At 42.7% G+C, this 26,223-nt stretch carries 19 protein-coding genes, 1 pseudogene and 1 riboswitch; of the genes and pseudogenes, 3 read left to right on the top strand and 17 right to left on the bottom strand.

Features of this window, described 5'->3' with window-relative positions; all coding sequences use genetic code 11:
• Position 1: 1 nt before the first annotated feature.
• From NSQ57_RS12290 to NSQ57_RS12235, 12 genes and pseudogenes are all read right to left on the bottom strand, one after another.
• Positions 2–1,639, bottom strand: coding sequence for an alpha-glucosidase (locus NSQ57_RS12290; protein ID WP_165150637.1), 1,638 nt, complete (start codon positions 1,637–1,639; stop codon positions 2–4).
• Between the two features lie 64 nt (positions 1,640–1,703).
• Positions 1,704–2,597, bottom strand: a complete 894-nt coding sequence (locus tag NSQ57_RS12285; RefSeq protein ID WP_039274896.1) for a carbohydrate ABC transporter permease — start codon at positions 2,595–2,597, stop codon at positions 1,704–1,706.
• A 13-nt stretch (positions 2,598–2,610) separates the two neighbouring features.
• Complete coding sequence (locus tag NSQ57_RS12280; RefSeq protein ID WP_029515318.1) at positions 2,611–3,525, bottom strand: ABC transporter permease subunit; 915 nt, start codon at positions 3,523–3,525, stop codon at positions 2,611–2,613.
• Between the two features lie 62 nt (positions 3,526–3,587).
• Positions 3,588–5,324 (bottom strand): sugar ABC transporter substrate-binding protein, encoded by a 1,737-nt coding sequence (locus tag NSQ57_RS12275; protein WP_342426102.1) that lies wholly within the window; start codon positions 5,322–5,324, stop codon positions 3,588–3,590.
• Positions 5,325–5,647: 323 nt separating this feature from the next.
• Positions 5,648–7,306, bottom strand: a complete 1,659-nt coding sequence (locus NSQ57_RS12270; RefSeq protein WP_342426101.1) for an extracellular solute-binding protein — start codon at positions 7,304–7,306, stop codon at positions 5,648–5,650.
• Positions 7,307–7,353: 47 nt separating this feature from the next.
• On the bottom strand, positions 7,354–8,760 hold the full coding sequence (locus tag NSQ57_RS12265; protein ID WP_342426100.1) for a response regulator: 1,407 nt from the start codon (positions 8,758–8,760) through the stop codon (positions 7,354–7,356).
• A gap of 2 nt (positions 8,761–8,762) precedes the next feature.
• Positions 8,763–10,469: a histidine kinase gene (locus NSQ57_RS12260; protein WP_069011467.1), complete on the bottom strand. Its 1,707-nt coding sequence runs from the start codon at positions 10,467–10,469 to the stop codon at positions 8,763–8,765.
• Positions 10,470–11,016: 547 nt separating this feature from the next.
• Positions 11,017–11,367, bottom strand: coding sequence for a hypothetical protein (locus tag NSQ57_RS12255; protein WP_341039344.1), 351 nt, complete (start codon positions 11,365–11,367; stop codon positions 11,017–11,019).
• Positions 11,368–11,626: 259 nt separating this feature from the next.
• Complete coding sequence (locus NSQ57_RS12250) at positions 11,627–12,334, bottom strand: response regulator transcription factor (protein ID WP_029515325.1); 708 nt, start codon at positions 12,332–12,334, stop codon at positions 11,627–11,629.
• Positions 12,327–15,023, bottom strand: coding sequence for a sensor histidine kinase KdpD (locus NSQ57_RS12245; RefSeq protein ID WP_209950305.1), 2,697 nt, complete (start codon positions 15,021–15,023; stop codon positions 12,327–12,329). Before NSQ57_RS12245 ends, NSQ57_RS12250 begins: the two co-directional genes overlap by 8 nt.
• A gap of 321 nt (positions 15,024–15,344) precedes the next feature.
• Positions 15,345–15,455: pseudogene (locus NSQ57_RS12240) on the bottom strand (hypothetical protein); the annotation flags it as partial.
• Positions 15,456–15,676: 221 nt separating this feature from the next.
• The gene (locus NSQ57_RS12235) at positions 15,677–17,770 is read right to left on the bottom strand and encodes a starch-binding protein (RefSeq protein ID WP_318628322.1); all 2,094 of its coding nucleotides are present in this window, start codon (positions 17,768–17,770) and stop codon (positions 15,677–15,679) included.
• 537 nt (positions 17,771–18,307) lie between these two features.
• On the opposite strand from NSQ57_RS12235, the gene NSQ57_RS12230 reads away from it, so the two are divergent.
• Positions 18,308–21,154, top strand: a complete 2,847-nt coding sequence (locus NSQ57_RS12230; RefSeq protein WP_340955377.1) for an alpha-amylase family glycosyl hydrolase — start codon at positions 18,308–18,310, stop codon at positions 21,152–21,154.
• A gap of 324 nt (positions 21,155–21,478) precedes the next feature.
• Here NSQ57_RS12230 and NSQ57_RS12225 read toward each other — a convergent pair whose 3' ends face one another.
• Positions 21,479–21,697 carry a hypothetical protein gene (locus NSQ57_RS12225; RefSeq protein WP_165150632.1) on the bottom strand — a complete coding sequence of 73 codons (219 nt, stop codon included), beginning with the start codon at positions 21,695–21,697 and terminating at the stop codon, positions 21,479–21,481.
• A 210-nt stretch (positions 21,698–21,907) separates the two neighbouring features.
• Between NSQ57_RS12225 and NSQ57_RS12220 the strand changes: the two genes are divergently transcribed.
• Positions 21,908–22,681, top strand: coding sequence for a helix-turn-helix domain-containing protein (locus tag NSQ57_RS12220; protein ID WP_342426099.1), 774 nt, complete (start codon positions 21,908–21,910; stop codon positions 22,679–22,681).
• A gap of 146 nt (positions 22,682–22,827) precedes the next feature.
• On the opposite strand, the gene NSQ57_RS12215 is transcribed toward NSQ57_RS12220, so the two are convergent.
• The 4 genes from NSQ57_RS12215 to NSQ57_RS12200 form a co-directional block, all read right to left on the bottom strand.
• A complete protein-coding gene (locus NSQ57_RS12215; RefSeq protein WP_023988641.1) occupies positions 22,828–23,142 on the bottom strand; it encodes a multidrug efflux SMR transporter in 315 nt (104 codons plus the stop codon).
• A gap of 3 nt (positions 23,143–23,145) precedes the next feature.
• Positions 23,146–23,487, bottom strand: a complete 342-nt coding sequence (locus NSQ57_RS12210) for an SMR family transporter (protein ID WP_069011472.1) — start codon at positions 23,485–23,487, stop codon at positions 23,146–23,148.
• Between the two features lie 95 nt (positions 23,488–23,582).
• Positions 23,583–23,679, bottom strand: a riboswitch (guanidine-I (ykkC/yxkD leader).
• Between the two features lie 85 nt (positions 23,680–23,764).
• Positions 23,765–24,283 (bottom strand): GNAT family N-acetyltransferase, encoded by a 519-nt coding sequence (locus tag NSQ57_RS12205; protein ID WP_341070826.1) that lies wholly within the window; start codon positions 24,281–24,283, stop codon positions 23,765–23,767.
• Between the two features lie 26 nt (positions 24,284–24,309).
• Positions 24,310–24,762 (bottom strand): MarR family transcriptional regulator, encoded by a 453-nt coding sequence (locus NSQ57_RS12200; protein ID WP_029515334.1) that lies wholly within the window; start codon positions 24,760–24,762, stop codon positions 24,310–24,312.
• Between the two features lie 114 nt (positions 24,763–24,876).
• Between NSQ57_RS12200 and NSQ57_RS12195 the strand changes: the two genes are divergently transcribed.
• Positions 24,877–25,539 (top strand): YitT family protein, encoded by a 663-nt coding sequence (locus NSQ57_RS12195; protein ID WP_340885403.1) that lies wholly within the window; start codon positions 24,877–24,879, stop codon positions 25,537–25,539.
• The last annotated feature ends 684 nt before the right edge of the window (positions 25,540–26,223 follow it).

The following is a 26,223-nucleotide window of genomic DNA, read 5'->3' as shown; positions in this document are numbered from 1 at the left end:
TTCATTTATGGAGTGTATCGATAAGGTACATCCTCGCTTCATAAGGACGCATTTCTATTTCAGACATGTTATTTGGATAATTGGATATTAGCAACTGCTTAGTCTCTGCCAGCTCTTTCTGAAGTGGGAGATGGGTTGTGTATTTTTGAAAATTACATACTACAAGTAGTTTGGCTCCTTTCAGCGTTCGAGTGTAAGCGAACAAATCTTTATTCTCGGGATACATCAGCTCATAATCCCCATATATGATCACTTCATGATCTTTCCTTAATCGGATTAGTTTCCGATAATAATGGAATATGGATTCAGGGTTATTTAAACTTTCTTGTGCATGGATATCCTTATAATTCGGGTTTATTTTAATCCAAGGGTTCCCTAATGTAAAACCAGCGTTGTCGGAAGCGTCCCACTGCATTGGTGTTCGAGCGTTATCACGCCCCTTTGCAAAGACTGACTCCATAACTTTATCTTCAGGGTATCCTTTCTCAATTCTATCTTTGTAGAAATTTAGTAACTCAATATCCCGATAGTCTTCAATTGGATATTGAACATTCGTCATTCCTAATTCTTCCCCCTGATAAATGTATGGTGTGCCTCGCATGCCATGAAGAAGGGTTGCCAACATTTTAGCCGATTCTATCCTGTATTCTCCGTCATCTCCCCAACGAGAAACGATTCGGGGTAAGTCGTGATTATTCCAAAACAAACTGTTCCAGGCATCCCCCTTCAGCTCTGTCTGCCATTTAGACAACACTTTTTTTAATTCTAGAAAATCTAGAGGCTTAAGATCCCACTTCCCTTTCCCCGCTTGTTCGTCCAAACTAATATGTTCAAATTGAAATACCATTGAGAACTCACTGCCGTCCGGGTTGCTATACAATTTGGCGATCTCTGGCGTAGCGCCCCATGTTTCTCCAACCGTCAGCAGGTCTCCAGCTTTTTGAAACGTCTCCTTGCTGAGTTCCCTGATATACTTATGCAGATTCGGCCCGTTGCTGGTAATTTTCAAATCTGGCTCTTTTCCGATTAAGTCAATTACGTCAAGTCGAAAACCGCCTACACCCTTGCTTATCCACCAATTGATCATTTCGTAAATCTCTTGTCGGACTTTTGGGTTTTCCCAGTTGAGATCCGGCTGTTTTACAGAAAAAAGATGTAAATAATATTGTCCTATCTCGGGTACCCATTCCCATGCTGAACCACCAAAGATGGAACCCAAATCGTTTGGTGGCATTCCTTCAACGCCATCTCTCCAGACATAGTAGTCATGGTACGGATTTTCTTTACTTTTTTTTGCTTCTTGAAACCATGGATGCTCATCGGAAGTATGGTTTAACACCAAATCCATTATGATTCGAATGTCACGTTTCCCAGCCTCATGAATTAACATCCCCATATCATCCAAAGACCCGAACATCGGATCAATATCCCGATAGTCCAAAATATCATAACCAAAATCATCCTGAGGGGATTTACAAACTGGTGATAGCCAAATTGCACCGACACCGAGTTGCTGCAAATAGTCTAGACGGGAAACAATTCCTTTCAAATCGCCGATTCCATCACCATTACTATCTTGAAAACTCCGTGGATATATCTGGTATACAACGATTTCTTTCCACCAATTTTTATTTTCCATTGTTCATTACAACCCTTCCAATACACAAATAGTATTTTTATCTTAAGCAAGTCACAGCATATAATTACTCTTTTACCGATCCTACAACAATTCCAGTCACAAAATATTTTTGAAGCAGCGGATAAATCAGCAGCAGCGGGATGACAGCGACTACGATTTTGGCCGCATTTAAATTTTTGTTTGAAATTTCAGTCAAGTTGCTGAGTTGTGCTGAGTTGGTGCCGGATTGAAGAAGTTCCGCAATGTTCACATTAAGGGACTGAATATAAGTCATTAGCGGATAATTGCTAACTTGGGTCATATAGATCAAACCGCTGAAGAAATCATTCCACGTTCCCACGATACTGAATAGTGCTACCGTCGCCAGCGCAGGGATGGACACGGGAACATACACTTTAAACAGGACCTGGAGCGGATTCGCCCCATCGATGAATGCTGCTTCTTCTAGCGCCTTAGGTACAGCAGAGAAGAAGTTCATGACAAGGATGACACTGAATATAGGGACCGCACCCGGCAGAACAAGCGACCAAATTGTATTAAGCATATCGAGGTTTTTGATCAGTAGATAACTCGGGATCATCCCGCCGCTGAACAGCATGGCAAAAATCATGACATTCATATAAATGTTTCTGCCTCTAAATTCCCTTTTCGACTTGGAGAGCGGGTATGCCATTAAAATAATAAGAATCATGTTGAGAATAAGTGTAAGCACAACACGTAGAACAGATATGCCAAAGGAACGCCAGAACTGAGCATCATCAATAATTTTCGTATACGCTGCTGTTGTAAAATTGACCGGTACGAGACCTACAGCATTAGCTGACACGGCCTCGCTGCTGCTGAATGAAATCGCAACGATATTCCATAAAGGAAGAAGGCAGATCAATGCCAGCAATATGACGATGGTATTGATGACAAACCGGCCAATTCGATCTTTTAGGCTTACAGAATACGGCATAGGCTTTGCCTCCTTAGAATATTTTTCGGTCGGTGTATTTCTTGGCCAAATGGTTGGCGGATAATAGCAAAACAATACCGATCACTGACTTAAACAGACCAACAGCCGTACCGAAGCTATACTGTCGCCCAACGAGTCCAATCCGATATACATAAGTATCCAGAATATCCCCCGATTCATAGACAACCGGATTATACAGATTATAAATTTGATCGAAGCCGGCACTCAAAATATTGGTCAGACTCATCACTCCCATGAGCAGGATAATAGGCAGCATACCTGGCAATGTAATATGCCATACTTTTCTCCACCAGCTGGCTCCATCCATTCCTGCCGCTTCATACAGACCCGGATCAATCGAAGTAATTGCAGCCAAATAGACGATGGAACTGTAACCGAACTCCTTCCACACGTCTGTCCCAATAATCAGCGGCTGGAACCAGGTGTTGCTGCCGAGAAAATTAATATTCTCCAGACCGAAAAAAGCCAAAATTTGATTCACTATTCCATCCAAACTGAACATGTTAACAACCACGGATGCTAGAACTACCCAGGATAAAAAGTGTGGCAAATAAACAATTGTCTGTACGGATTTTTTAACGAATTTGATGCGGATCTCATTTAACAAGATGGAAAAAATGATAGCCATCATTGTTCCCAATAGAATCTTGGCAATGGCAATCACCAACGTATTACTAAAAACCTGTGCGATGTCCGGCAGCTTAAACATATAAATAAAATGCTTCAGCCCTACAAATTTGGAGCCAAACATCCCCTTGGCTGGTATATAATCCTGAAACGCCGTAATGACACCGACCATCGGAACATAGCTGAATACCAGTAAAAATAAAATCCCCGGAAGCATCATCAAATGATACATGGCACCCGTGCCCAACCGACCTTTTGCTCTATCATTTCCCTGTTTCATGGATGGACCCCTTTCCTGAAGAAAGGCTGCTTATCGCAGCCCTTCTAGCAGTTCATGATTGTTTATTTTTCGGATGCAGCTTCGTCTTCAATTTCCTGAATTACCTGGTCACCACCTTGTTTCTTCCAATTGCTAACGAAAGTATCGAAGTAATCCAGAGATTCTGCACCAGTCACGATTTTGATGAAAGATTCCTGCTCCATCTTGGTCAGATTAGCCCATGTCTGTTTCATGCTTGGTGTAGTGCCAGAGAAGGCGGGTGTCATCCAAACGAATTTGTTTTCCCGTGTCAGTTTGTCGATGAGTCCCACTCCGTTGATACGCGAGTGATATTTCGCCCAGGATGTTACGTTATCCGTATCCATATCGCTCAAGTAGGTTTGAATACTTTTAATATTGTTCTTTGATTCTGTTGTCCGGACCTGTTCCAAACTAATCTCCCCTTTAATTCCGCGAACAATGTCAGAGTAATCATCCAGCAGCGAGGTAGCCGAGTTGACTTCAATATTAAAAGGTCTGGTAGAACCGTCTACGCCGTTCTCTTGATACTTGGCGGCTTCTGGCATAGATGTTTCCACATTTTTATCATTTGCCAATTTATCGTAGAAAAGGTTTACTATTTTAACGGCGAGTTCCGGGTGTTCATATCCTTTTCTCACAACGATAAACTGATTAGCTGGATTGGCGTGTGCCACGTTTACCTTTCCGTCTGCATCCTCCAAAGTGTAAGCCGTGAATTTCGCATTCTTATCCATCTGCTTCACGCTACTCAGACCCCAGTCAGGAATATGCCATGGTCCAAAAGCAATACCGCTTTGGCCGTTGGTGTACAGTGCCGTAATATCATCAAATGTGCGTGTTCCAAATTGCGGGTCGATGAGGCCTCTCTTGAACCAATCTGCCATGACGCCTAACATCTGCTTGGTTTCCTTTGTTGTCGAGCCATAAATAATGCTGCCGTCCTTCCCCTTCATCCAGTATTGAGGGAATGCACCCTTGGTGGAGGCAACTCCCAGCATGGTATAGGCAGAAGCATTATAGTCACTTGTATTCAGGGTGTTCACAAAGGGAATACCTACCGGTTTCCCGGATTGGCCAGGATCTCTTTTCAGGAATTCCTCAGCCGTTTTCTCCACATCATCCAGCTTGATGGCCCCGTCTCCGTCTGCGTCAAGTTGGATTCCCAGTAGATCCAGCCAATCCTGACGAACCCAGACCATGGTTGGCGCGGAATCTAGGGAAGTAGCCGGAAGTCCCATTAAACGTCCATCTATCGTTGCACTGTCTAATGCACGGTCCTCATAAGAGTCGTAAATGTTCTTGATGTTATCTGTGGCATATTGTTTGTAAATTTCCGTCATATCTTCAATCAGATCATTATCAACCAGTTCTTTGAGTTCATCCTTGGAATCAACACGCATCATGTCAGGCAGTTCCCCAGAGGCGATGGCGAGAGAAACCTGACGGCTGTAATCTTCTCCGTTGGCTTCAAATTGGTCTTTAATCTTAGCGTTAAACGTTTCTTTAACTAGCCGAGTATACGCGTTGTTCTCATACGTATCTCCAGCCGGCAGTTTCGGGTTGGCTGTAGTTACACGACCCATCGTTACGGTTATTTCGTCTTTATAGGCACTGAATGGGTCTCCCGGTGTTGCCTCATACTTGCCCGCTTCCTCCGCAGTGGGAGGGTTGGAGGAGCCCCCACAGGCTGCAAGGGTTGAAATCACCAGGGCAGACATCGACAGCGCAGCCAGACGTCTCGTCAACAATTTGCTTTTTATGAACCATTTAGTTCTCATCACATTCGATTCCCCTTCGTTCTGAATATTTCTCTATCATTGTTGTTTGCGCTTTCATTATAAAGCTCGGAGAAGACAAATCGAGATAGGGATTGAACGTCTGTTTGGATAGAGGAATGTATGCGGTTTCATTTGGGATCAAAAAGCCAATGTTGGCTTGTAAGCATTTATCCTACCTACCGACATACATTTGTCTATCCTTACTTACTAATCAAAGTGAAGAACAAAAAAAACCGGCAGCTCCTGAAACAGGAATCGTCGGCTTGATTAATGGAATTATAAACGTGCTTATAGAATTTATCGTATCACATTCATGATGGTCTTCAGCGATGGTTATGGAGTGCAGTCACCTCCACAGTCACTTGATCGCCCCCTTGTTTCTTCCATTCCTCGACAAATTGATCAAATGAATCGGTCGGTTCAGCGCCTAAAATAATTTTTAAAAATGTATCATGTTCCAGTTTTGATAGTTCACCCCAAGTCTTCTCCATCGTTGGAGTTCGTATATAGGTAAGGCTTCGAACTTTATGGATGTTTGGATCGAAAAAATTTCTTCCGCCTACTAGAAGCGAATAACCCCGCATAAAGCTGTTGCTGTGTTCATTCCAATAGGAAATACCATATTGATCATAAGGCTTCAATTTGGTTTGTTTTATTGTCGAAACCAAATTTTCCAGCAATTTGTATTCAGACTTGTCCTTGAAATCGGCGGGTGTTTTGGTTCCCATCAGAATATCCTGCGCAGCCTTTGATTCAAATCGTGCTTCATCTGCCGGAGCTAAGAAATTGCGGCCCAGCATAAAACGCGTACCGTACTTGAACTCATCACGAAGGTACAGATTGTTAATTTTTATGATCGCTTCGGGATGAGCATATCCTTTTCGTACCACCAAGAATGAACTTGACGGATTATCCACCTTTACATGGTATGCACCGTTTGCATCCAGTGGGAGTGCGTATGCTTGCCAGTTCGCCTCCGGCTCGTTCTGCCAAGCGCTCGGAAGGGGCCAGTACCCAGCATAGAAACCTTGAAAGAACATCCCCGCCTGACCGTTAATAACTGTTTCTTCCGCTTCTTTGCGGAGACCCAGTTCTGGATCGAGAAGGCCTTTGGCGTACATTTCACGCAGTTTGACCAAGGCGTCCTTCGTTTCCGGTAGAACCGAACCGTATACAGGTTTTCCATCTTTGCTCAGCCAATATCCCGGAAAAGATCCATATGCTGCGAAGATTGGCGTTAGATCAAAAGAAAAAGCACTGTTGTTGAAATCGTTATACAGTCCAGTGCTTGAAGCAAGGCCAATCGTATCCCGCTTACTGTTTCCATCTGGGTCATTCTCCACAAAGGCCTTGGCGATAGCTTCCAGATCATCTACCGTTTTCGGCGGTTTCAGTCCAAGACGGTCCAGCCAATCCTGTCGAATCCAGAGCATGCTGAAGTCTTCCGCTGTCACAGAAGGAACAGCCATTATCTTGCCAGCGAAGGTCACTTGTTCCATAGCCAATCCGTTTGTGCTATCAATAATTTTTTTTATTTCCGGTGATGCGCTGCTATTGTATGCCTCGGTTAGATCTTCAATTTCACCAGCCTTGATCATCTCGTTCAGCTGCAGCTGATTTACAATCATGGCATCCGGCAGATCATTGCTGGCGATAGCCAGGTCGATTTTCTGACTCAGATTTTCCTTCGATACCTGCCATAATACCTGGACATCAATGTTAAGGTTTTGTTTAATCACCGTTTTCCATATATTCTTCTCAAGTGTTTCTCCTCCAGAGAGATCCGCGCCTGTTGGGTCTACCGCATATCCCAGTCGGATGGAAACGGGATGTTCATATTTCCCAAATGGATCGGCAGCGGCAGTGTCCGAGATTGTTTTCGTTGGTCCCATTGGCGATTCCCGGAAGTATGGTTTGCTGAAATATACGGTCACTGCAATTAAGCTGACGACAAGAACACATGCAGCCATCTTCTTAATCATCGCTTTCCCCTCTTTCGCCCGGTTTATTGGTCATCTGGGAGAGTACGCTATTTATCCCCTCTGCCGAGGTGTCGATATTCGCTTGGTAGCAGACCTGTCAATTCGCGAAAAATTCGGCTGAAATATTTTTCATCCGTATAACCCACTCGCTCCGCAATCCAGAAAATCGTGTTGTTTGTATTCAATAAATACTCTTTAGACTTCTCTATTCGTATAAATCGGGAGTACTCATTAAAGGTTTTCCCCATCAGATCCTTGAAGCATTGACTGAAATAGCTTCGGCTGATGTTCAGTTGCTGGGACAGACCTGAAGCTGTAAAAGCTTGGTCCAAATCATTGTGCATGATCATAATCGCTTTTTTCACGGCGTCTACAATTTCCTGTGAATACGAAGTCTGTTCATCTGACTTACGAATGCCCTCAGAGGTCTGCTTGATCCACTCTTCTACCTCGTACCAGGATTGAAAAGAATGGATCATTGAGATTCTACCCAGCGTAGTCTGGGCAAAAAGATGATTCCATTCCATAACTATAGAGTATAGCAATCCCATCAGCTGGCCTTTATGCAGTCTTAGTGATTTGAGCTGTTCAATCAGTTGGTTGTAGTAACTATCGTTGTGGGTCCATGGTGATAGGAACCAACTTTGCTTAATACGATCCATGTCTTCATCCTTCGGTTCTATTGGAAAAGAGTCCTCCACATCCACCGAAACGGCAATGACAGGATCATAAGGGTTGTATGCATAGAATAAGGACGTTTCTGTATAATTCATAATCCAGTTTTGGATTTGCGACCATGTTCGGTCTTGTACATCGGATATAACCAGCAAGGCGCCTTGGGGAACTTGATCCAGGGATTCCTTCAGTTTATGGAACAGCTGATCCTCTACGTCCATGGGTGCCGTCCACATCCAACAGTTCCGTTCAACCTCCCATCGGATCTCGTCTACATTGGATGTCAGTTCAATCGGCCAGCTCTGTCCTGACTTGCGATCCAGTGAAACAAGTGCATACACATGGCGATAATGGACATTGGTCTCACTTAGCAGAGGCAGCTTTCGTCTTGTATTCGCCAGCTCGTCAATCCGAGCATGTATTCGATGCAGCACGTGTTCGAATTGCTCCTTCTCGAGCTGAACTTTGGCTATATAGTCGATGGCTCCAAGTCTGAGCGCTTCCTGGATATAATCGAAATCTTGATGCAGTGTTAATACGACAATATGTAGTTCTGGATAGAGCTGCCTTGCAGCTCGCATCAGTTCAATACCTGACATCACCGGCATCGCGAGATCGGTCAACATCAGATCGACCGGTTGGGCTTTCAGAAAATCCAGTGCTTTCAACCCGTTACTTGCTTCTCCTACAACCTCCATATTGAACTCGTTCCACGGCATCGCAGAGCTTATTCCTTTTCGTACTAATTTATCGTCATCCACTATCAATACCTTAATCATCCTCAGACATCTTCTCCTTTGATAGGAAGTATGAGCAGTATACTTGTCCCTGTACCCAATTCACTTTCGATCACCAGTTGTGCTTGATCTCCGTACTGTGCCCTCAACATGCGGTGGACATAATTGAGTCCAATGCCCATCCCTACTTTTTTATGTTCAGTTATACGATTATTCAGAAGTCTTTGAATCGCTTCCTCGGTCATGCCTGCTCCATTATCCTGTATTAAAATATTCAGCGTTTTGGCAAGTGTAACTTCAATTTGAATAAAACCTTCGTCACTCAGTCCATGATAAAGTGAATTTTCAACCAACGGTTGCAAAATAAAACGAGGCACAGGTATTTGAAGCACTTGATCATCCGCTGAAATACGTACGTCAAATTCAAAGTCATATCGAATTTGCTGCAGGATTAGGTACTGTCTTAGCGCATCAATTTCCTCTTCCATCGTGGATACTTGCCCTAATTTACCCAAATTGTAATACAACAGCTTGTTTAAGGATTGCACCAACTTGTCAATCTCCCCTTGTCCGTTCATGACGGCCAGCCAGTGCACAGTATCCAGCGTATTCATCAGAAAGTGAGGATTGATCTGATATAACAATTTTTCCACTTCCAAATCTGCACGAATCTTCTCTTTCTGCTGCACTTCCTTGAACAGGTCGCCGATTTGATGCTGCATATTTGAGAATTCCCCCAATAGAAAATCAAACTCGGGAATCTGAGTGCGGGTCTGGCTGCCTGCCTTTTGTGGATTCTGAGACATTCCGTTAATTTCCGAATGGAACAGACCTAATGGTTTGTAAACCATCTTCCACAGAAGCCAAGCCAGAAATACGGTAAAGCCGAGAAAGAATAAAGCGACCAGTAATATTTGAAGCAACCACTGGTTTTTCTCCTGTTGATACTTAGCCTGCGAAATTACCGATATGACGCTCCAGTTCTGAGTGGAGTCCTCCTTAAACCAATGGTAATCACGGGATATTCCATCTTTTGCAGTACCTTTCGATATGCTGGAAAAATTCTCTCCGACCTTCATCGCTTCTGGAATTTCACTGTAAACAATGTTGCCCTCACCATTCAGGATTAAATGCGATAAAGCTCCTTTGTATTGATTGTAACCCAGTATATCCTGTGTAAGACGAAAGCCGGATTCGATGTAAATATATACATCGTCCCTTTGAGGCAGCTGTACCTTTCGCATAGCAGATAAAACAAGCTGATCATCAAATCGGTTCATACTCATATGGGGACCATAGTACGCAATGCCATATGATTTGGAAAGCACAGGCAAAGACTCGGGAGAAAAACGATCTTTGATGGGAAAGTTAGCGAACTGTGTAGTGCCTTCTTTCTGGAAATAGTATAAGGTCAGACCTATATTCGGATTAGTAAACGTTACGACATTTAACTCATTCTTTAATTCATCTCTAGCCTCAATCAATTCAAATATATTGGAGGAAGGCTTCAAGACTTCATCCAGTTTTTTGCCTAATGTACCACTATAGGATAATTGCTGAGTAACATGATTCAGGTTGGTAATTGAATTTTCCAGTGATGAAGTTACCTGCTGTAGATTGCTCCTAATTCCATCATTGATTTTATTCGCAAAAATGGAATCAATGGTATAGTAAGAAATTGCAAATATACTGATAAAGGGAATAAATGCGCTGAGAAAAAACAATAAAAAGATTCTTTTTTTAAGTGTCATTCCGACCCATTCTCCTTAGGTAAATGAAAGAGCAAGCCCCAGGTTATGAGCTTGCTGTTTATGAATAACAGCTCTATCAATTATCGTCTTCCTCATAGGCAGCGACCTATTTGAAAATTGGCGACATCTTAATCCGATTCAGATTGAAAAAATCAGGATACCTCCATCTCGGTGAGGTCCAATTCTGTTCATAATTATAGATTGATATTCAAATATGTCAAACGCTTTCATGGAATTCATAGAACTTATTCTCTCTTCCTCTTTGCATACATCGACTTGCCGTTTTTAATTGCTTATTGTAGTTGAATTTTTAGCATGTAAAAAAGACTCACTCCGTCTTCAACAAGTGGAATAAGCCTTCTAAGCTTTCAATAACATTTTCTACTCCTAATTCTTACAAATGTTGTTGTTGATCAGGATTGGATGCCAAAGCAACAAATAATTTCTCTCCTTCACTCAGCACTTGTAGAAATTGTTCTCTGGCCAAATTGGGAGCAAACACCAGTAACTCGGCCTAACGATTCATATTTTTCCTTCTTACTAACGTTTAACTGTAAACCTCTTGTTCCAGCACCCGATTTACAGCCTTGATAAAGGCAAGATAACCACCATCGGTATCGTGCCGATGAGGAAGAGCCAAAAGCATTGTCTCTTCAACCTGGTTATCGTCTAACTCATAGCTGTTTGTCAGGATTTCTCTGATCTCATCGACGGGTGTACCGAGAGCAAACTTCTGAGCTGCTTTATAGATATCATAGTTCTCATAGATATCATAGTTCTCATAGATATCCTTCCGTGTCAACTTCTGCAAATCGATAAAATCATATATTTTTTTAACGAAATACAGCACCGCCAGCACAATTGAGATCAGACCCGCAATTGTTAAAATTTCATTCATTCCCCATACCTCTTTCCCTTTCCACTCAGTTGACAGCTTAGCCGATGAAACAGACGAACATGGGAGTGCCCATCTCACATGCCAAACCTCCTTATCCTCTCTACTTCCGAATTCAGCGTAACATTTTCACCATTAGTTTAGGATTAGGGTTTTCATATAGGTATAAAGATCACCTTAAGATTTAGATGACAGATGAAAAATAAAGAGACCATGCTCCAAAAGAGCATGATCTCTAATTACATCATTATAATATGATTACCTAGCCATCATCTCCAACCTGAAGCATACGATAACCAACTCCGATATGTGTTTGAATAAACTTAGTTTGTGATGATGTTTTTTCTATTTTTTTTCTCAGCGTTGCCATAAACACACGCAGGGCAGGAATGTCATAGCTGTGGCTGCCCCAGATTTCATGCAGAATAAAATTATGGGTCAGTACTTTGCCTACATGTTTTGCCAGCAGGCAAAGCAGTTTATATTCGCTTGGGGTCAGGTGAATTTCTTCTTCACCAATCCATACGCATCCTGCTGCATAATCAATTCTCAAATTTCCATTAATAAAGCTGGAAGCATCCTTCAGGAGCTTATCACTGTCATTTCGAATTCTTCGTAAACTGACTCGAAGTCTGGCCAGCAGTTCTTCTACACTGAAGGGCTTTGTTAGATAATCGTCCGCTCCAGCATCCAGCGCATCTATTTTATCCCGATCTTCGCTGCGTGCGCTGACCACGATAATAGGCATATTCGACCATGCACGAAGCTTTTTTATGATATCTACACCGTCCATATCCGGCAGCCCCAAATCCAGAATCATTAGGTCCGGCTGCTTGGATACTGCTTCTAAAATCGATGCTTCCCCTGTTTCAGCCGTATGGTATTTATAACCCTGTGTCTCCAGGGTTGTCGTAATCAGCTTGCGGATGGGTTTATCGTCCTCCACAACAAGGATAAAAGGTTTATTCATGAACATTCACTTCCTCAGCTTGCAGGGTAAAATAAAAAATCGTCCCTTTAGGGACATTGTCCTTAACACCAATAGTACCTCCATGAGCATTCACAATTGATTTGCACAGAGAAAGCCCCAGCCCTAATCCACGGCGTCCGTCCCCATGAATGTTGTCTGCCGTATAAAACATCTCAAACAGTCTGACCTTGACTTCTTCTGAAGAAATACCGGGGCCATCATCTGAGATTTCTACAACGACTATATGTCTTTCGTGTCTTGCGGAAATCGTGATGTGAGAGCCATCTTGGGTATACTTGATTGCATTATCAATCATATTGATCAATACCTGAACAATAAGTCGGGAGTCCATTCGAGCCATCATCAATTCATCATCCAATTCCGTCTGAATGACATGCTTCACACTGTTGCGATTCACATGAAGCAGAGCCTCCGAAATGACTTCCTCCATTAATTCTGCCTGAAAATTAAGATTTAGAGTACCACCTTCGATTCGACTAATGGACAGCAAATTTTCTACTAAATTGATCAGCCACATGGAATCGTCATATATATCCGTATATAGACCTTTTTTTTGTTCCTCGTTTAGTACCTCTGAGTTTCCAAGAAGAATCCCCGCATTGCCTGAGATGCTGGTAAGAGGAGTGCGTAAATCATGAGAAATGGACCGAAGCAGACTGGCACGGAGTTGCTCCTGCTGGATTTGCATGGAGATCTCTTGTTGTCTTTCGTTCAGTTTTTCTTTCTCCAGCGCCAGCGCGCATTCTCCCAGCATGGCAAGCATTAGGCTATTTTCAAAAACTTCTAAAGGTTCTTCCTCATCCATTACAATAGCTGCCACCGCAAGAACCTGATCTCCTCCACGCACCGCATGATATAGACACTTAGCGCCAAAAAAAGTATCCGTCGTAGCTCCTGCACGCTTGTTGTTTTTATACACCCACTCTGCAACTGCACGTTCGTTGCCTCCTGTGTAGACCCCTGGATCAACTGCAGATTCTTTCTTTGGAAAAAACTGCGGCGCCGACAGTTCCCCTTGGTCAACTGAATAGAAAATGACCATTCTGTCCAACAACTTCACCATTTGATGCGCCATTTCATTAATAATAGCCGGAGAGTCTTTGGCCTGTTGCAATTTCCGGCTTGTTTCCAGAAGCACCTCGGTACGGTAAGCTTTTTGCGCGGACTGCCGAGCCTGCTCTCTAACTCGCATAGTTAGTGTACTCGTCATGAAAGAAGCAGCCAGCATGACCAGAAAGGTGACCGGATAGCCTGAATCATAAGCCTGTAAAGAATAATAAGGCTCGGTAAAGAAATAATTAAACACAAGTACACTCATAACCGAAGAAATGGCGCTATACATTCTGCCCTTGGTCACAATTGCATTTAACAAAACCCCTAGAATGTACACGGTGATAATGTTAGCTTCTCGGAATTCCAAATACTTAAACCACAAGCCAATAATTGTGCACACAGTCAAGATAACAATGGTCTTGATAGTATCTGCCAACGACAGCATTGGGTATTTTTCGTAAAAAGGCAATCTTTTATATAAGGAGGACTGAGTATAGGGGATAATATAGATTTCAATATTAGGAAGCAAGGCCGTTAGTTTATCCATTACATTGGATTTTGCAAGCCCTCTTCTCTTGTAAGGGGAGCGTCCTAGGACAATTTTCGATACATGGCTTGTTTTGACATATTCGGAAATCTGTCCTGGAATATCGTCTCCATACATCGTTGCGATTTGTGCACCCATTTGCTCAGCCAGCCTAAGGTTTTCCCTTAACTCCGCTTTATTTTTTGATGTCAATTCTCTCGCTTCTGGTGTTTCCACAAACAACGCGGTGAAATGACCATGAAAAGCTGCCGCCATTCTTGCTGCTGTTCGGATCACTTTCTTATTGGAAGCAGCCGAAGACAGGCAGACCAGAATATGTTCTTTCGTATCAGATTCATTTGTTATCGCCTGCTCACTGATTTGCTCCGCAATTCGGTTTAACTGACTTGCTGTATTACGCAAAGCAATTTCACGTAGAGCCGTCAGCTTCTCCTTGGTAAATAAATGAGCCTGTGTATTCTCCTCCTCAGGATAAATCTTTCCCCTATTCAAACGTCCTATTAAATCATCCGGTTCAATATCGACTAATTCCACCTGATCAGCACTGTCAAATACACTGTCCGGTATGCGTTCGTCAACGGAAATGCCAGTAATGGAGTAAACAATATCCGTTAGGCTTTCGAGCTGTTGAACATTCATCGTCGTATATACATGAATTCCTTCGCGAAGAAGCTCCTCCACATCTTGATATCTTTTTTTATGTCGGCATCCTGCCGCGTTGGTATGGGCCAAATCGTCCAATAATATAAGGTCAGGGCTTCTCTGGAGCGCTTGGTCCAGATCAAATTCCTTAGTTGAGGATTCTTTATTTGAAATTTTGATGTAAGGAAGAAGTTCAAGTCCTTCCAACAGCGCCGCAGTGTATGGCCGGGCATAATGTTCAATATATCCAACTACGATATCTATACCCTCTTTTTGCTCTTCGTGGGCGTCGCTAAGCATCGCACAGGTCTTCCCAACACCTGGTGCATATCCAACATAAACCTTCAATCTTCCTCTTCTTTTCCTTACCGGCAAGTCAGTAATTTGATCAAATATGGACTCGGCATCGTTCTGTTTTGCTGCCATCCTGTGCCCACCCTCTATTATATATCTCTCAATCCTTAGTATATCATGGGCAAAATCAGTACCGTATTACGAATTCGCCTACAGCATTAAGATTGTATTAAGATCCGTTCTTATGTAATAACATCCTTAAAGAAGCCTCAAAATCCTGATTCTATACTAGCTTTCTCAGTGGAAGGATAGCAGCAAAATAATATAAAAAACTTTCTCAAGCTGGCTAAGTGCGAACTTAAATAAGTTTCAGTTTTTTTGAAAAGCCTATACAACAAAAAAAGCCGCCAAAATAGCGACTTTCAATAGGACTATGTTCTTGTCCCTCGACAAATGCTGATCTGAACCGCCAAGCTCAATATTGCATTGCAAAACGACCGAGCCGTAACCTTGCATTAGCGGGTAAAAGAATTCATGCAATGAGATAGGTTTCCCAAAAGCCATTCATACAAGCGGCTCCCCTGGACCTCCCGACCAAGCTGTATTTTCTTTCTTGGAAGTCAACATCTCTTCGCCTGTGCTTTGTGCTTTGGGGAAAGTATAGCTATTGTTCGTTTTCCCTATAGCGTTGCTTGCTGTCACTTCCAGCGTATAGCGGGCACCGGGCAGATCACCCGTGCCTATCGTTAGTTTGTGGTCGGTAGTAAAAAACCGCCGTTCAGTCTCTAAGTACCACTGTCGACATCGGTGTAATTGAGCATCTCCTGACTATCCCCTTGGAATGTTCCTTCCGGTTTATCGATCGGAACCGTCGGTTTTGTCCCATTGGGATTTTGCGGAGTAATCCGTCCTTCCTTGATCCATCTCTCGCCACTTACGGCATATCCAGGCATTTGCGATCCGGGTATCTGATTTCCACTTGAGTTGAATATGACCTTCGCCTGCGTCCAGTCCGGGGCCCTATACACGAACCAGCCATTGCCTTCATCCTGCATGGCCACGCCCGGCCAAGCAGAGCCTTCCCTGAGCGGAGTCATGGAATCATCGTAGTAGTAGATGTTCGGTACTCCCCAGCCGGAAGGCTTGTAGAAATGAACGGTCATGCCCGAGCTCGGTTCCTCCTTCGTATACCTGAACATCTTCTCTGTTTGACCAGACAAATTCGCGGCGACTATTTTCAGAACAAACGTCGATCCGATTGGAGTTCCAGCGCCAATGCTGACCATATCTCCCGAACTGAACGGAGTCACCGGCCCCCCGTTCAAAGTGTAGGTTGCCGAGTCTGCATTGGAATAGTTCATTCTCACGTTAACAGAATCTGTGAAAAAGGCTCCTTCCCCAGGATCGACGGATACTGACGGAGTTTGTTGCGCTGCGCTATACAGTACGGCGATCCTGCCTCCGTCCAGATGGCCGGTAATTCTGCCGTTCGACACCGTAAACGATCCACCACCATTGGCCTTGTTCTGGTAAACGCCGTCCTCCAGTCTGGTAGGGGAGTTGATTTGAGCATTGCCTCCAAGATTCACAATCGTCATGCCTTTGGTTCCGCGTTCAACCTGCATAATTTGATTCCCTTGCGTCCTAATGTATTCGTCTTGACCTACCATGGCATTGTGGAACTTGTTAATGGCAACGACGTCCGGGTCCTTCCAGAGCGTATTCCCCGCATCGCCGAGCCGATTCGCAAATTTCCCACCTCCTGTCGGTCTGTTGAAGAACAGAGAGGTCGTCTCCGCCCGGGAGGCGATGATTGCCCAGCCCATTTTGATTTGCCAATCGTTCAACCCCGTCGATTCGCTGTTGTCGTTGGCATAAGTGTCATGCGATTCGACCCAGGTAACTAATTTGGAGGGGCTTACATTATTAGCGTTAAAAGATTTGGCCGCATCAACATTGATGCCACCGTGATAACCAACGGCGCTTCTGACACTGTCCCCATAGCTGGAGGCGGCCAAGCTGAGGTAATTGGCATAGCCGGCAAAGTTGTCAGCTCCACCTTGAAGCACTTCTCCGTAATTAAACAGTCTATCTTTATTGTTTAACGAACCCAGTACCCGGGGCCAGAAGTTGGAGCCCCCCGGATCGTTGGGCAACTCAATATGCTTGGCGGCGTCGAATCTGAAGCCGTCGGCGCCCAAGGAAATGGCGTCATTCAGGAAGCCGATAATGATATCTTGCAATTCCTGATTAGACGTGTTGAGGTCGGGCAGACCAATTCCCCACTGTGTGACTTGCCAACGGTCATTCCAGTTTTCCACACCTCTGGCCTCATGCCAGAAATAGCTGTTATTCTTGATTGCCGAATCAACATTATGCGCCGGCTGATACTGCTGATTTCCACCGCCCGCATTCCCCGTATGATTGGCGACAACATCAACAATGATACTTATGCCGTATTTATCCGCTTCCTGGCAAAGCTGTCTGAAATCATCCCTGCTTCCCAATTGAGAGTTGCCGATTTTAAAGTTGATGGGCTGGTACAAAATCCACCACTTGCTGCCTTCTGTCAACCCTTCCTTGCTGGCTTGGATTGGCGAAGTTTGCACCGCTTTAAATCCCGCCTGAGCCAGTTCCGGAAGGTTTCTGGTGATGTTGTCAAAAGACCAGTTCCACGCATGAAAAATAAGACCATCCTTCGTTCTTTCCGGGAGTTCGTAGTTTGCGACAGCCGATAGCTTCGCATCCGAACCTCCTAACTGCCGAACATCGGCATTCGCCTGTGCTTCGGGAGTAAAGCCATTCGTTTGCAACAACAATACGACAAAGAGAACGATACTCCAGGTACGCCTCAAGATGGGGCTTGTCTTCCTCCTCATACTAAACTCTCCTTTTAAATTTTATTTTACAACCAACCTCTCTTGAGAGATTAGGAGTAAATAAAAGAGGGCAAAACAACATGTATACGCTTCCAAAAAGGGCAATCGTTTGCACATAATTGAGCTCAACGACATGATTTCATTTATTTTACAATTTGTCAATGCTTATATTAAAGATAAATTTCCAACGGCCTTTTTTCCCCCTCATTATTATTCACTGTGCCTTCAAGACTTTTTGGACGTTGACTTCAATTACGAACTGGTTTTCTTAGATTTGAATAATGTCCCTGCAATTGCATTGACTAGTAAAAGTATGGTTGATATAATCATAAAAGGAAAAATCATTGGCATAGTGCCCTGTGGATGTTTTTTTCATATTTTCTTTTGTAAGCGCGTACAATGATTTATTTCCCTACATACCATGGAGGAGGCGATCAATGAATCTATTTTATCCAAATAAATGCCTTTCTTTTTTTTACTTTTAATGCAACCGGTTGCAAAATCCATTCCACTAAATATTATCAGGAGGTTGTTAACTTGCTAAGAAAAAAAACTGGGAGTTTTATTTCTTGGTTGATTATTTTATCGCTTTGCTTCAACTTCTTCGGCTTACCCGGCGTAGCTTCGAGTAACAACGATTATACAGCCACCTACACGAATTCCACAGCGACTGCTCTTCCATCGACAACCGCTTCGATCACGTCTACCGTTACCGCAACGTATACACCTACCACAACAACTAAATCAACTCAAACTGGGTTAACGGTTCACTTTAAGAAACCTTCAAGCTGGAATTCAGCGATTCGAATCCATTACTGGAACCTGAATCCGGCAAGCGTTCCGATAAGCGGGGCGTGGCCGGGAATCCTGATGAAGTCGGATGGAAATGACTGGTACAGCTACACCATTGCCGATGCCACAGGCTCAAGCCTCATTTTCAATGACAGTAGCGGCAAACAAACGGCCGACTTGTCCCGCAGTGTGAAAGAGGGCTGGTATTACACAGATAACACATGGTATGATGTCAGCCCGGAAATGCCTAAAATTCCGGCGATTTCCGCCTCTCCTGTACCCAAAACATATGATTCGTCCCAAACGGTGACGCTTTCCAGCACCAGCAGTGATGATAAGATTTACTATACGATAGATGGTTCGACACCTACGACATCCTCGACCTTGTATACCTCTCCAATCCAAGTTGCTTCCTCTTTGACCATTAAGGCCTTCGGTATCAACTCAATCGGTCAAACTGGAAATGCATCCTCTTTTGATTATGTAATTGACCTGAATGCAGATCTGCAAGCTCCGACAATCACAGCGAATTTGCCTGCCGGGCATTCTGATTCCTCGGTGACTGTATCCTTTAACCTGAAAGATAACAAGGCGGCAACGACCAAGGCATACTATACGGAGGATGGTACAGAACCAACCACAAGCTCAAAAGTCTATATTCTCGGCAACGCACTGACCGGATTGACTGGACCGTCTATTCTTATCTCCAAGACTACGACATTAAAATTTCTCGTTATAGACGGCGCTGGTAATCAAACCAAGCAGAGCTTTGTTTATAATATTGGAAATAAGAAGGATTTTCGGGAAGACACCATCTATTTCGTGATTACTTCTCGGTTCTATGACGGTGATCCGAGCAACAACGTGCACGCATGGGATGATGGAAAGGCGCGCAATCCAGATTCGGACCCGGCTTGGAGAGGAGACTTTAAGGGGCTGATTCAAAAGCTCGATTATATCAAAGCCCTCGGATTCAGCGCCATCTGGATTACACCTGTTGTGCAAAATGCCAGCGGTTATGATTACCATGGTTACCATGCTTTAAATTTTGCCAAAGTAGACCCACGGTATGAATCGGCGGGAGCTTCTTATCAGGATTTGATCAATGCAGCCCATGCCAAAGGGCTGAAGGTTATTCAGGACATCGTCGTCAATCATACGGGTAATTTCGGTGAAGAGAATCTGTACCCCATGTTCAAGAAAGATCCGGCTAAACCGGATACTGCTAACAACTTGGTGAAAACTACGGATAAGCTGCCACCAAACTATGATACTATGACACCCGATCAGCAGTATCAGGCAAGGCTCGCCTTAATGAAGAACGAGGGAACGAACAATAACATTTACCATACAGAGAAAAGTCTTTCCTGGGAATCCTATACGGTTCAGACTGGTCAGATAGCGGGAGATTGCGTGGATTTGAACACGGAAAACCCTGCAGTTAACAAATATTTAATTGATACCTACAATCACTATATTGACATGGGTGTTGACGCTTTCCGTGTCGATACGGTGAAGCATGTGAGCCGGTATATTTTCAATAAATACTATATTCCTGCCTGGAAAACAAGAGGCGGCTCGGATTTCTATATTTTTGGAGAAGTAGCCACACGTTACAGAGATGTTTGGAACAGTGGAATTCCGGCGATCTCGACGCCATTCTATACTTGGAAAAGCTCGAAATCGTATCCGGGCGATGGAAAGAATGACTACGCCTCCAATAAAGCGTCAGTTGAACAAGAGTGGACGGACAACTCTACTACAGCAGGACAGCCAACCTCGAACAATGCTCTCTTAAACGGAAATACCTATCATACGCCTGACTATTCGATGAAATCGGGCATGGATGTGATTGATTTTCCAATGCATTGGGCATTCAAGACCGCGCATGAAGCATTCAATATGAGAAGTGGCGACCAATACTATAATGATGCTACGTGGAATGTAACCTATGTCGACTCGCATGACTATGCTCCTGACCAGGCTCCGGAAAATCAAAGATTCGCGGGCACACAGGACACTTGGGCTGAGAATCTCGATCTGATGTTCACCTTCCGCGGAATACCCGCTATCTTCTACGGCTCCGAAATCGAGTTTCAAAAAGGGGCAACTATTGATACAGGTCCAAACGCACCGCTAAGCAAAACGGGACGAGCATATTTCGGCGATCACGTGGAAGGCAATGTTACGGTACAAGATTACGGCAAATACACAAATGCTACTGGCACGCTTGCGGAATCGCTCAACCATCCTCTGGCGAAACATATCAGACAGCTTAATTTAATCAGAAGAGCTGTTCCCGCCTTGCAAAAAGGCCAGTATTCCACAGAGAATGTGTCGGGCAATCTGGCGTTTAAGAGAAGATATACCGACAGTGCCAAAGGCATTGACAGCTTTGCATTGGTCACGATTTCAGGAAACGCCACGTTTACCGGAATTCCGAACGGAACCTATGTGGATGCGGTGACCGGTGATTCCAAAACCGTTACTGATGGCAAGATTACCCTGACATGCTCCGGCAAAGGAAATGCAAGGGTATATGTATTGAATGGTAGAGGTGGAATTGGAGAAACGGGAACCTATCTGAAGTAAACGGTAGTATGTCTTAGATAACTGAAGCAACCTCAGTTCGGTATTGCACTGTGCTAAGGTTGCTTCCAATTAAAAAGTATATCTAAGAGAGAGAGTCAGGATATTGCTCTGAACTAAATTTTTAACGGATGGGAGTGAACCAAGATGCCCCAACGACAGCTTCTATGTGCGTAAATTCTTCCGTATATTTAATGACCAACAACCATCAAGTATTAGCGGTTATCCCGCCCCTAGAACTGATAAAGCGTGAGCACGTACCCTGCTCTCTTGTCCATTCCGTTGTTGTTTATCCCCCCTGCATTGCTCCCCGAAGGATAGAGGCTATCAGACGCTTAATGTATGAAAAAAATGATTTAGATGGTCGGCAAACAATTTAGGATTTTCCATAGCGGCGAAATGACCGCCTTTATTCGCTTTCTCCCAGTACGTAATATTATAGACGCGTTCTACCCAGCTTCGGGGAGGCGTGGGCAGCTCCTTGGGAAATAAGGAAACCCCTGTTGGAACAGTAACGCGCTGACCTTCGGTGAAATGCAGTGGCATTTGAGTACCTTCAGTATATATTCGTATGGAAGAAGCAAGCGAATTGGTAAACCAGTAAATCGATATGTTGGTGAGGATATGATCAAGTGAAAAAGACCTCTTCATATCTCCGTCACAGTCACTCTAACCTCGAAATTTTTCTACGATCCAGCTGGCAAGACCGGTCGGGGAATCACTTAATGCAAAAGCCAGGGTTTCCGGCTTCGTTCTATGAAGGGCGCTATAAGCACCTTCTCGCTCCAACCACTCATTGAGAGCATGAAGAAATCCAATCTGTACGAACTCACCCGTATGGCTCTTATTCCTTATTATTCACGCGATCCCGAGACCAACGACTGTTGGATAACAGCTTTGGTGTACGGGAAAGTTCAGTTAGTTGCACAGCATATGATCCAATTGCTACCGGATAGCCGCTGGATCGTATATCAGGGACGCATTGTATTTCTCATTTCCCTCGTTGATTCATCCTGTAAAATCATTGCTGAAGACAAACGATTTCTAGAATTTCTCCAAGTAAACGGTCTAACTGCTTCGCTGAGTAACTGCTTTAGTCATTTAACTTTTTTGCGAAAATATTATAAGCAATGCCTAACCGCCGTCGAGATTGATTTCCAACTTAATTCAAACAAGCCAGTGTATATGTATGAGGACTATCTCTGCGAGCATATTGGAAAGATCATATCGGAACAGAACGATCTCGCTGACTTCTGCCATCCAGTTATCCAAAAGTTAATTGCTTATGACAATGGCCACAAAACAAGTTTACTGCCCACCCTTGAAGCCTATCTTCAATATGTGGACACTCCAAATCTTGCTGCTAAAACACTTTTTATTCATAGAAATACTTTGTTCTATCGAATCAACAGGATACGTGAGCTTTTCGAGGTTGATCTAAGCGATGGTGATATTCGCCTGAAGCTTCAAATGACTCTTCATTTTCTAAAACTGAAAACACAACGCGGCGATCCTGAAGATCAGAGATAGAAGGCTAAGAGTATGCAAAAAAACATGCAGACAAAATTTCTTATCGATACTTTGTCTGCACGCTGGTCTTTTCTAGCTACCATAAGCATTCAGATAGTTCGCTGCTGTTCTAAGATGAGCAGCAGTTTTTCTAATTCCATCATTATTCAGCTTACCAGCTTTAGGCCAACTGCTGAACCGAGTACCATCGCGATGAACAGAATCCTCGCGGTATTACGCGGTTCACTGTAGAAGATCATGCCCAATATGGCTCCGCCAGAAGCTCCAATACCGGTCCAGACAGCGTAGGCCGTTCCCATTGGTAGTGTTTCCATGGCCAGGGATAGAAACAAAAAGCTCAATCCAAAGCCTGCAAGCAAGTAAAAAGCAGACAGGAAATTCCGGTCTTTATGGAGCTTATTAATCATGAGAACTCCCATCATCTCAAATACGCCTGCCAAAATAAGAAATACCCAGTTCATACGTCAGTGCACCTCTTTTCCTTGTTTCTTCTCTTTACTCTGTATTTTGAGTCCTACAACTCCGAGCAGAAGCACCCCGATTAGCAACAATTTAGATCCCTTTACCTCAGCACCAAACAACAAAATTTCTGCTAATACAGTGCCGGCCGTTCCCAATCCGACAAATACTGCATACACCGTACCTACCGGAAGCGTACGGGAAGTCATAATCATGAGTATGAAACTTACTAAAATGGCAACTAAAGTGCCCCCCCACTCTAACCAGCCGCTGGCATGTTTCAGGCCGATGACCCATCCAACTTCGAATAATGCCGCAACTACAACAGATAACCATGTCTTGTTCATTCTGTGCTTCCTCCTTTTAGATAATGCTGCAAATGTAGTATGAATTTATAGCAGCAATAAAAAAAAGCCTGAGAGAATACTGCATACAGCAGTTTTTCTCCCAGGCTTTTATCCCTCCGTGGCACAGTACGACGACTGTGAGTTTTCTCTCGGACCAGCCGATATTATCGCGGAACCCTAGAAAACATTTTTGAATTCAATTTTATAGTTAACATTATACATATTAGTGAATAAAACACAATATAAAATCAATAAAAATTCGTATATCTCCCTAAACTTATATCATTGTTTTGGTCATTATGAAATCAATTTGTTCTTCATCACCCATATAAAAAGAGTGTGCGCCAGTTTGAACAAACCCCATTTTCTTATAAAAAGCAATGGCGTTTTCATTTTTTTCCCATACACCAAGCCAGATTTTCTTTTTATTATGTTCCATTGCAATTTCCATAGCTTTATTTAGCAGATATTTACCAAGCCCATGTTTTTGAGAACTGTTTTTTATATAAACCCTCTCAATTTCGAGCGACTCATTACCCATTTTTTCGGATTGGGCATTGTTCATATTTACCTTTAAATATCCAGCAAGTTCTTCATTGAAATAGATGAAAAAGAATTCTGAAGAGTCGTTGGACAATTCCTCCTCCAACTGTTTAAAATTAAATGCTTTTTCCAGATAGGCATTCATATTTTCAGGTGAATTCTGATCCTTAAAAGTATCGTTGAATGTTTCAATACTTATTTCTTGGAGTATTTGTAGATCTTCACGGCTGCACTTTATTATTTTTACAGTCACTTTAAATTATCGCCCTTTCATATAAATCAGTAATTTCTCTTGTTCCCCTTTTTTACAAATTCCCATTCATCACCTATATTTTTTCTTACTCTTTGAAGAAGATTAAAAATGGTGTTTACTTCACTTTCCGAAAATCCCGCTAATGCAACATTATCCGAATAATCATGTTCTCTTTTTATAAAAGGATAGACTTTATTCCCTTTTTCTGTTGGAAAGAGTTTATTAATTTTTTTGTTATGCTGATCCTCTTCCTTTTCAATAAATCCGTTAATAACAAGTTTTTTTATAGCACGAGATGCGGTTGTTCGATCTACTTTTATCATCTCGGCTAACTTTTCTTGAATGATTCCTGGGTTTTCACATATTCGTACAAGGTATAAATATTGTCCTTTTGTAAGGTCATATTCTTTAAATTCGATATTGCTTATAGAATCTAATGCTCTTGCGATCATTCCAATTTCACGAAGTACTTCCTTCATAATGGACTCCTTTACCCCTGTTTTGTTGCAAATGCAATAAAAATGATATATATTGAATTTACCTTATTTTTATTGCATTTGCAACAAAAAAATATATTAAAGAGGTCGAGTAAATTGAAATATATTTTTTTCGTATTAGGAATTTTTATATTATCCCTTGGAATTTCGTTCACTATACAATCAGACCTTGGGGCTTCACCTTTTGATGCACTTTTAGTAGGACTGTCTATAAATGTGGGGCTTACTGTGGGAAGTTGGGAAATCATAATAGCTATAATATTGATAGGTTGTAATTCGCTTTTAAAAAGACAAACACCAGAAGTTTTGGGGTTGTTAACAGCATTTATAACGGGTATTGGTATTGATATGTGGCTTTTTTTACTGCACAATTTGATAACACCTGAACTATGGTACAGCAAAGTTGTTTGTTTTGGAATTGGTTTAGTTGTTGTAGGATTAGGAACTGCAACATATTTACAGACAAATTTTGCACCCATTCCAGTTGATCGATTAACATTAATCATAAAGGAATTAACTAAAACAAATCTATTTTTTTCGAGAACATTCATCTACCTTATATTCTTGATCATAGCAGTCCTTTTAAACGGACCCATTGGCATTGGAACCTTGTTAACCGTTTGTTTAGGGGGGCTAATACTCAATTACTTTATGCCATTTACTAAAAAAATACTTGACCGCATATTAACACACTCTGCTACATCACCAAATCATGAGAAAGATAAAAGATGTAATATCCAAGTTGAGACTGAAGCTTGATGCTCATATCTCTTTGTTTCGATCTTAAGTTTCTCTTGGTCGAGCTTCAGTCATAGCATTTTTTCGGGACTAACACCTGTGCTTGTTATCCTGCCTAGCTGCTTTGTTTTGGGAAGAGACGCCGTTTTAGTGCAGCTAGTCGGATTCTGCATCATTATCCTCTCTTAGCGTCGTTAGATACAAGCGAGATCTGCAAGTAGGACAGTATCAAGACTGGCAATGGGGCATACTGGCCATCTTGTTTTATAGCCTTTGTAATTAAGATTAGACAAGTTCCTTCTTCAACAGATGTAACTTTTAATGAGCAAAACAAAAAATCAAAAAAATGAAGGGACACTTTTAGAACGTGTCTCAATTCTATCTAAAAGAAAAAATGAGTCGTCAAGAGATATTCGGCTTAATTCTTGCATTGATTGGAATTATCGTAATTAAAATGATGGTTTAATCAAATTGGTCTTTAAACTGCATATGAATCAAACCAGCAATTTCTAACAAAAGAAGACCCGCGTTATTGAAACGCGGGTCTTCTTTTGTTAGAGTTCATTGAGCTTATTCAAAGTGGTACCTTTTAAATAATCTAAACAATTCGGAGCATAAAATGGAGCTAATCCATCTTATACTCTTCCCCTAATATATAATGTGCATAATCAACCTAAACTCGACGAATTGTTTTATAATACTTAA

The sequence above is a fragment of the Paenibacillus sp. FSL L8-0502 genome (assembly GCF_038593055.1).
Classification (GTDB): domain Bacteria; phylum Bacillota; class Bacilli; order Paenibacillales; family Paenibacillaceae; genus Paenibacillus; species Paenibacillus polymyxa_D.
The sequence above is the reverse complement of the archived record's forward strand: the minus strand, read 5'-3'. Positions and strand labels throughout refer to the sequence as shown.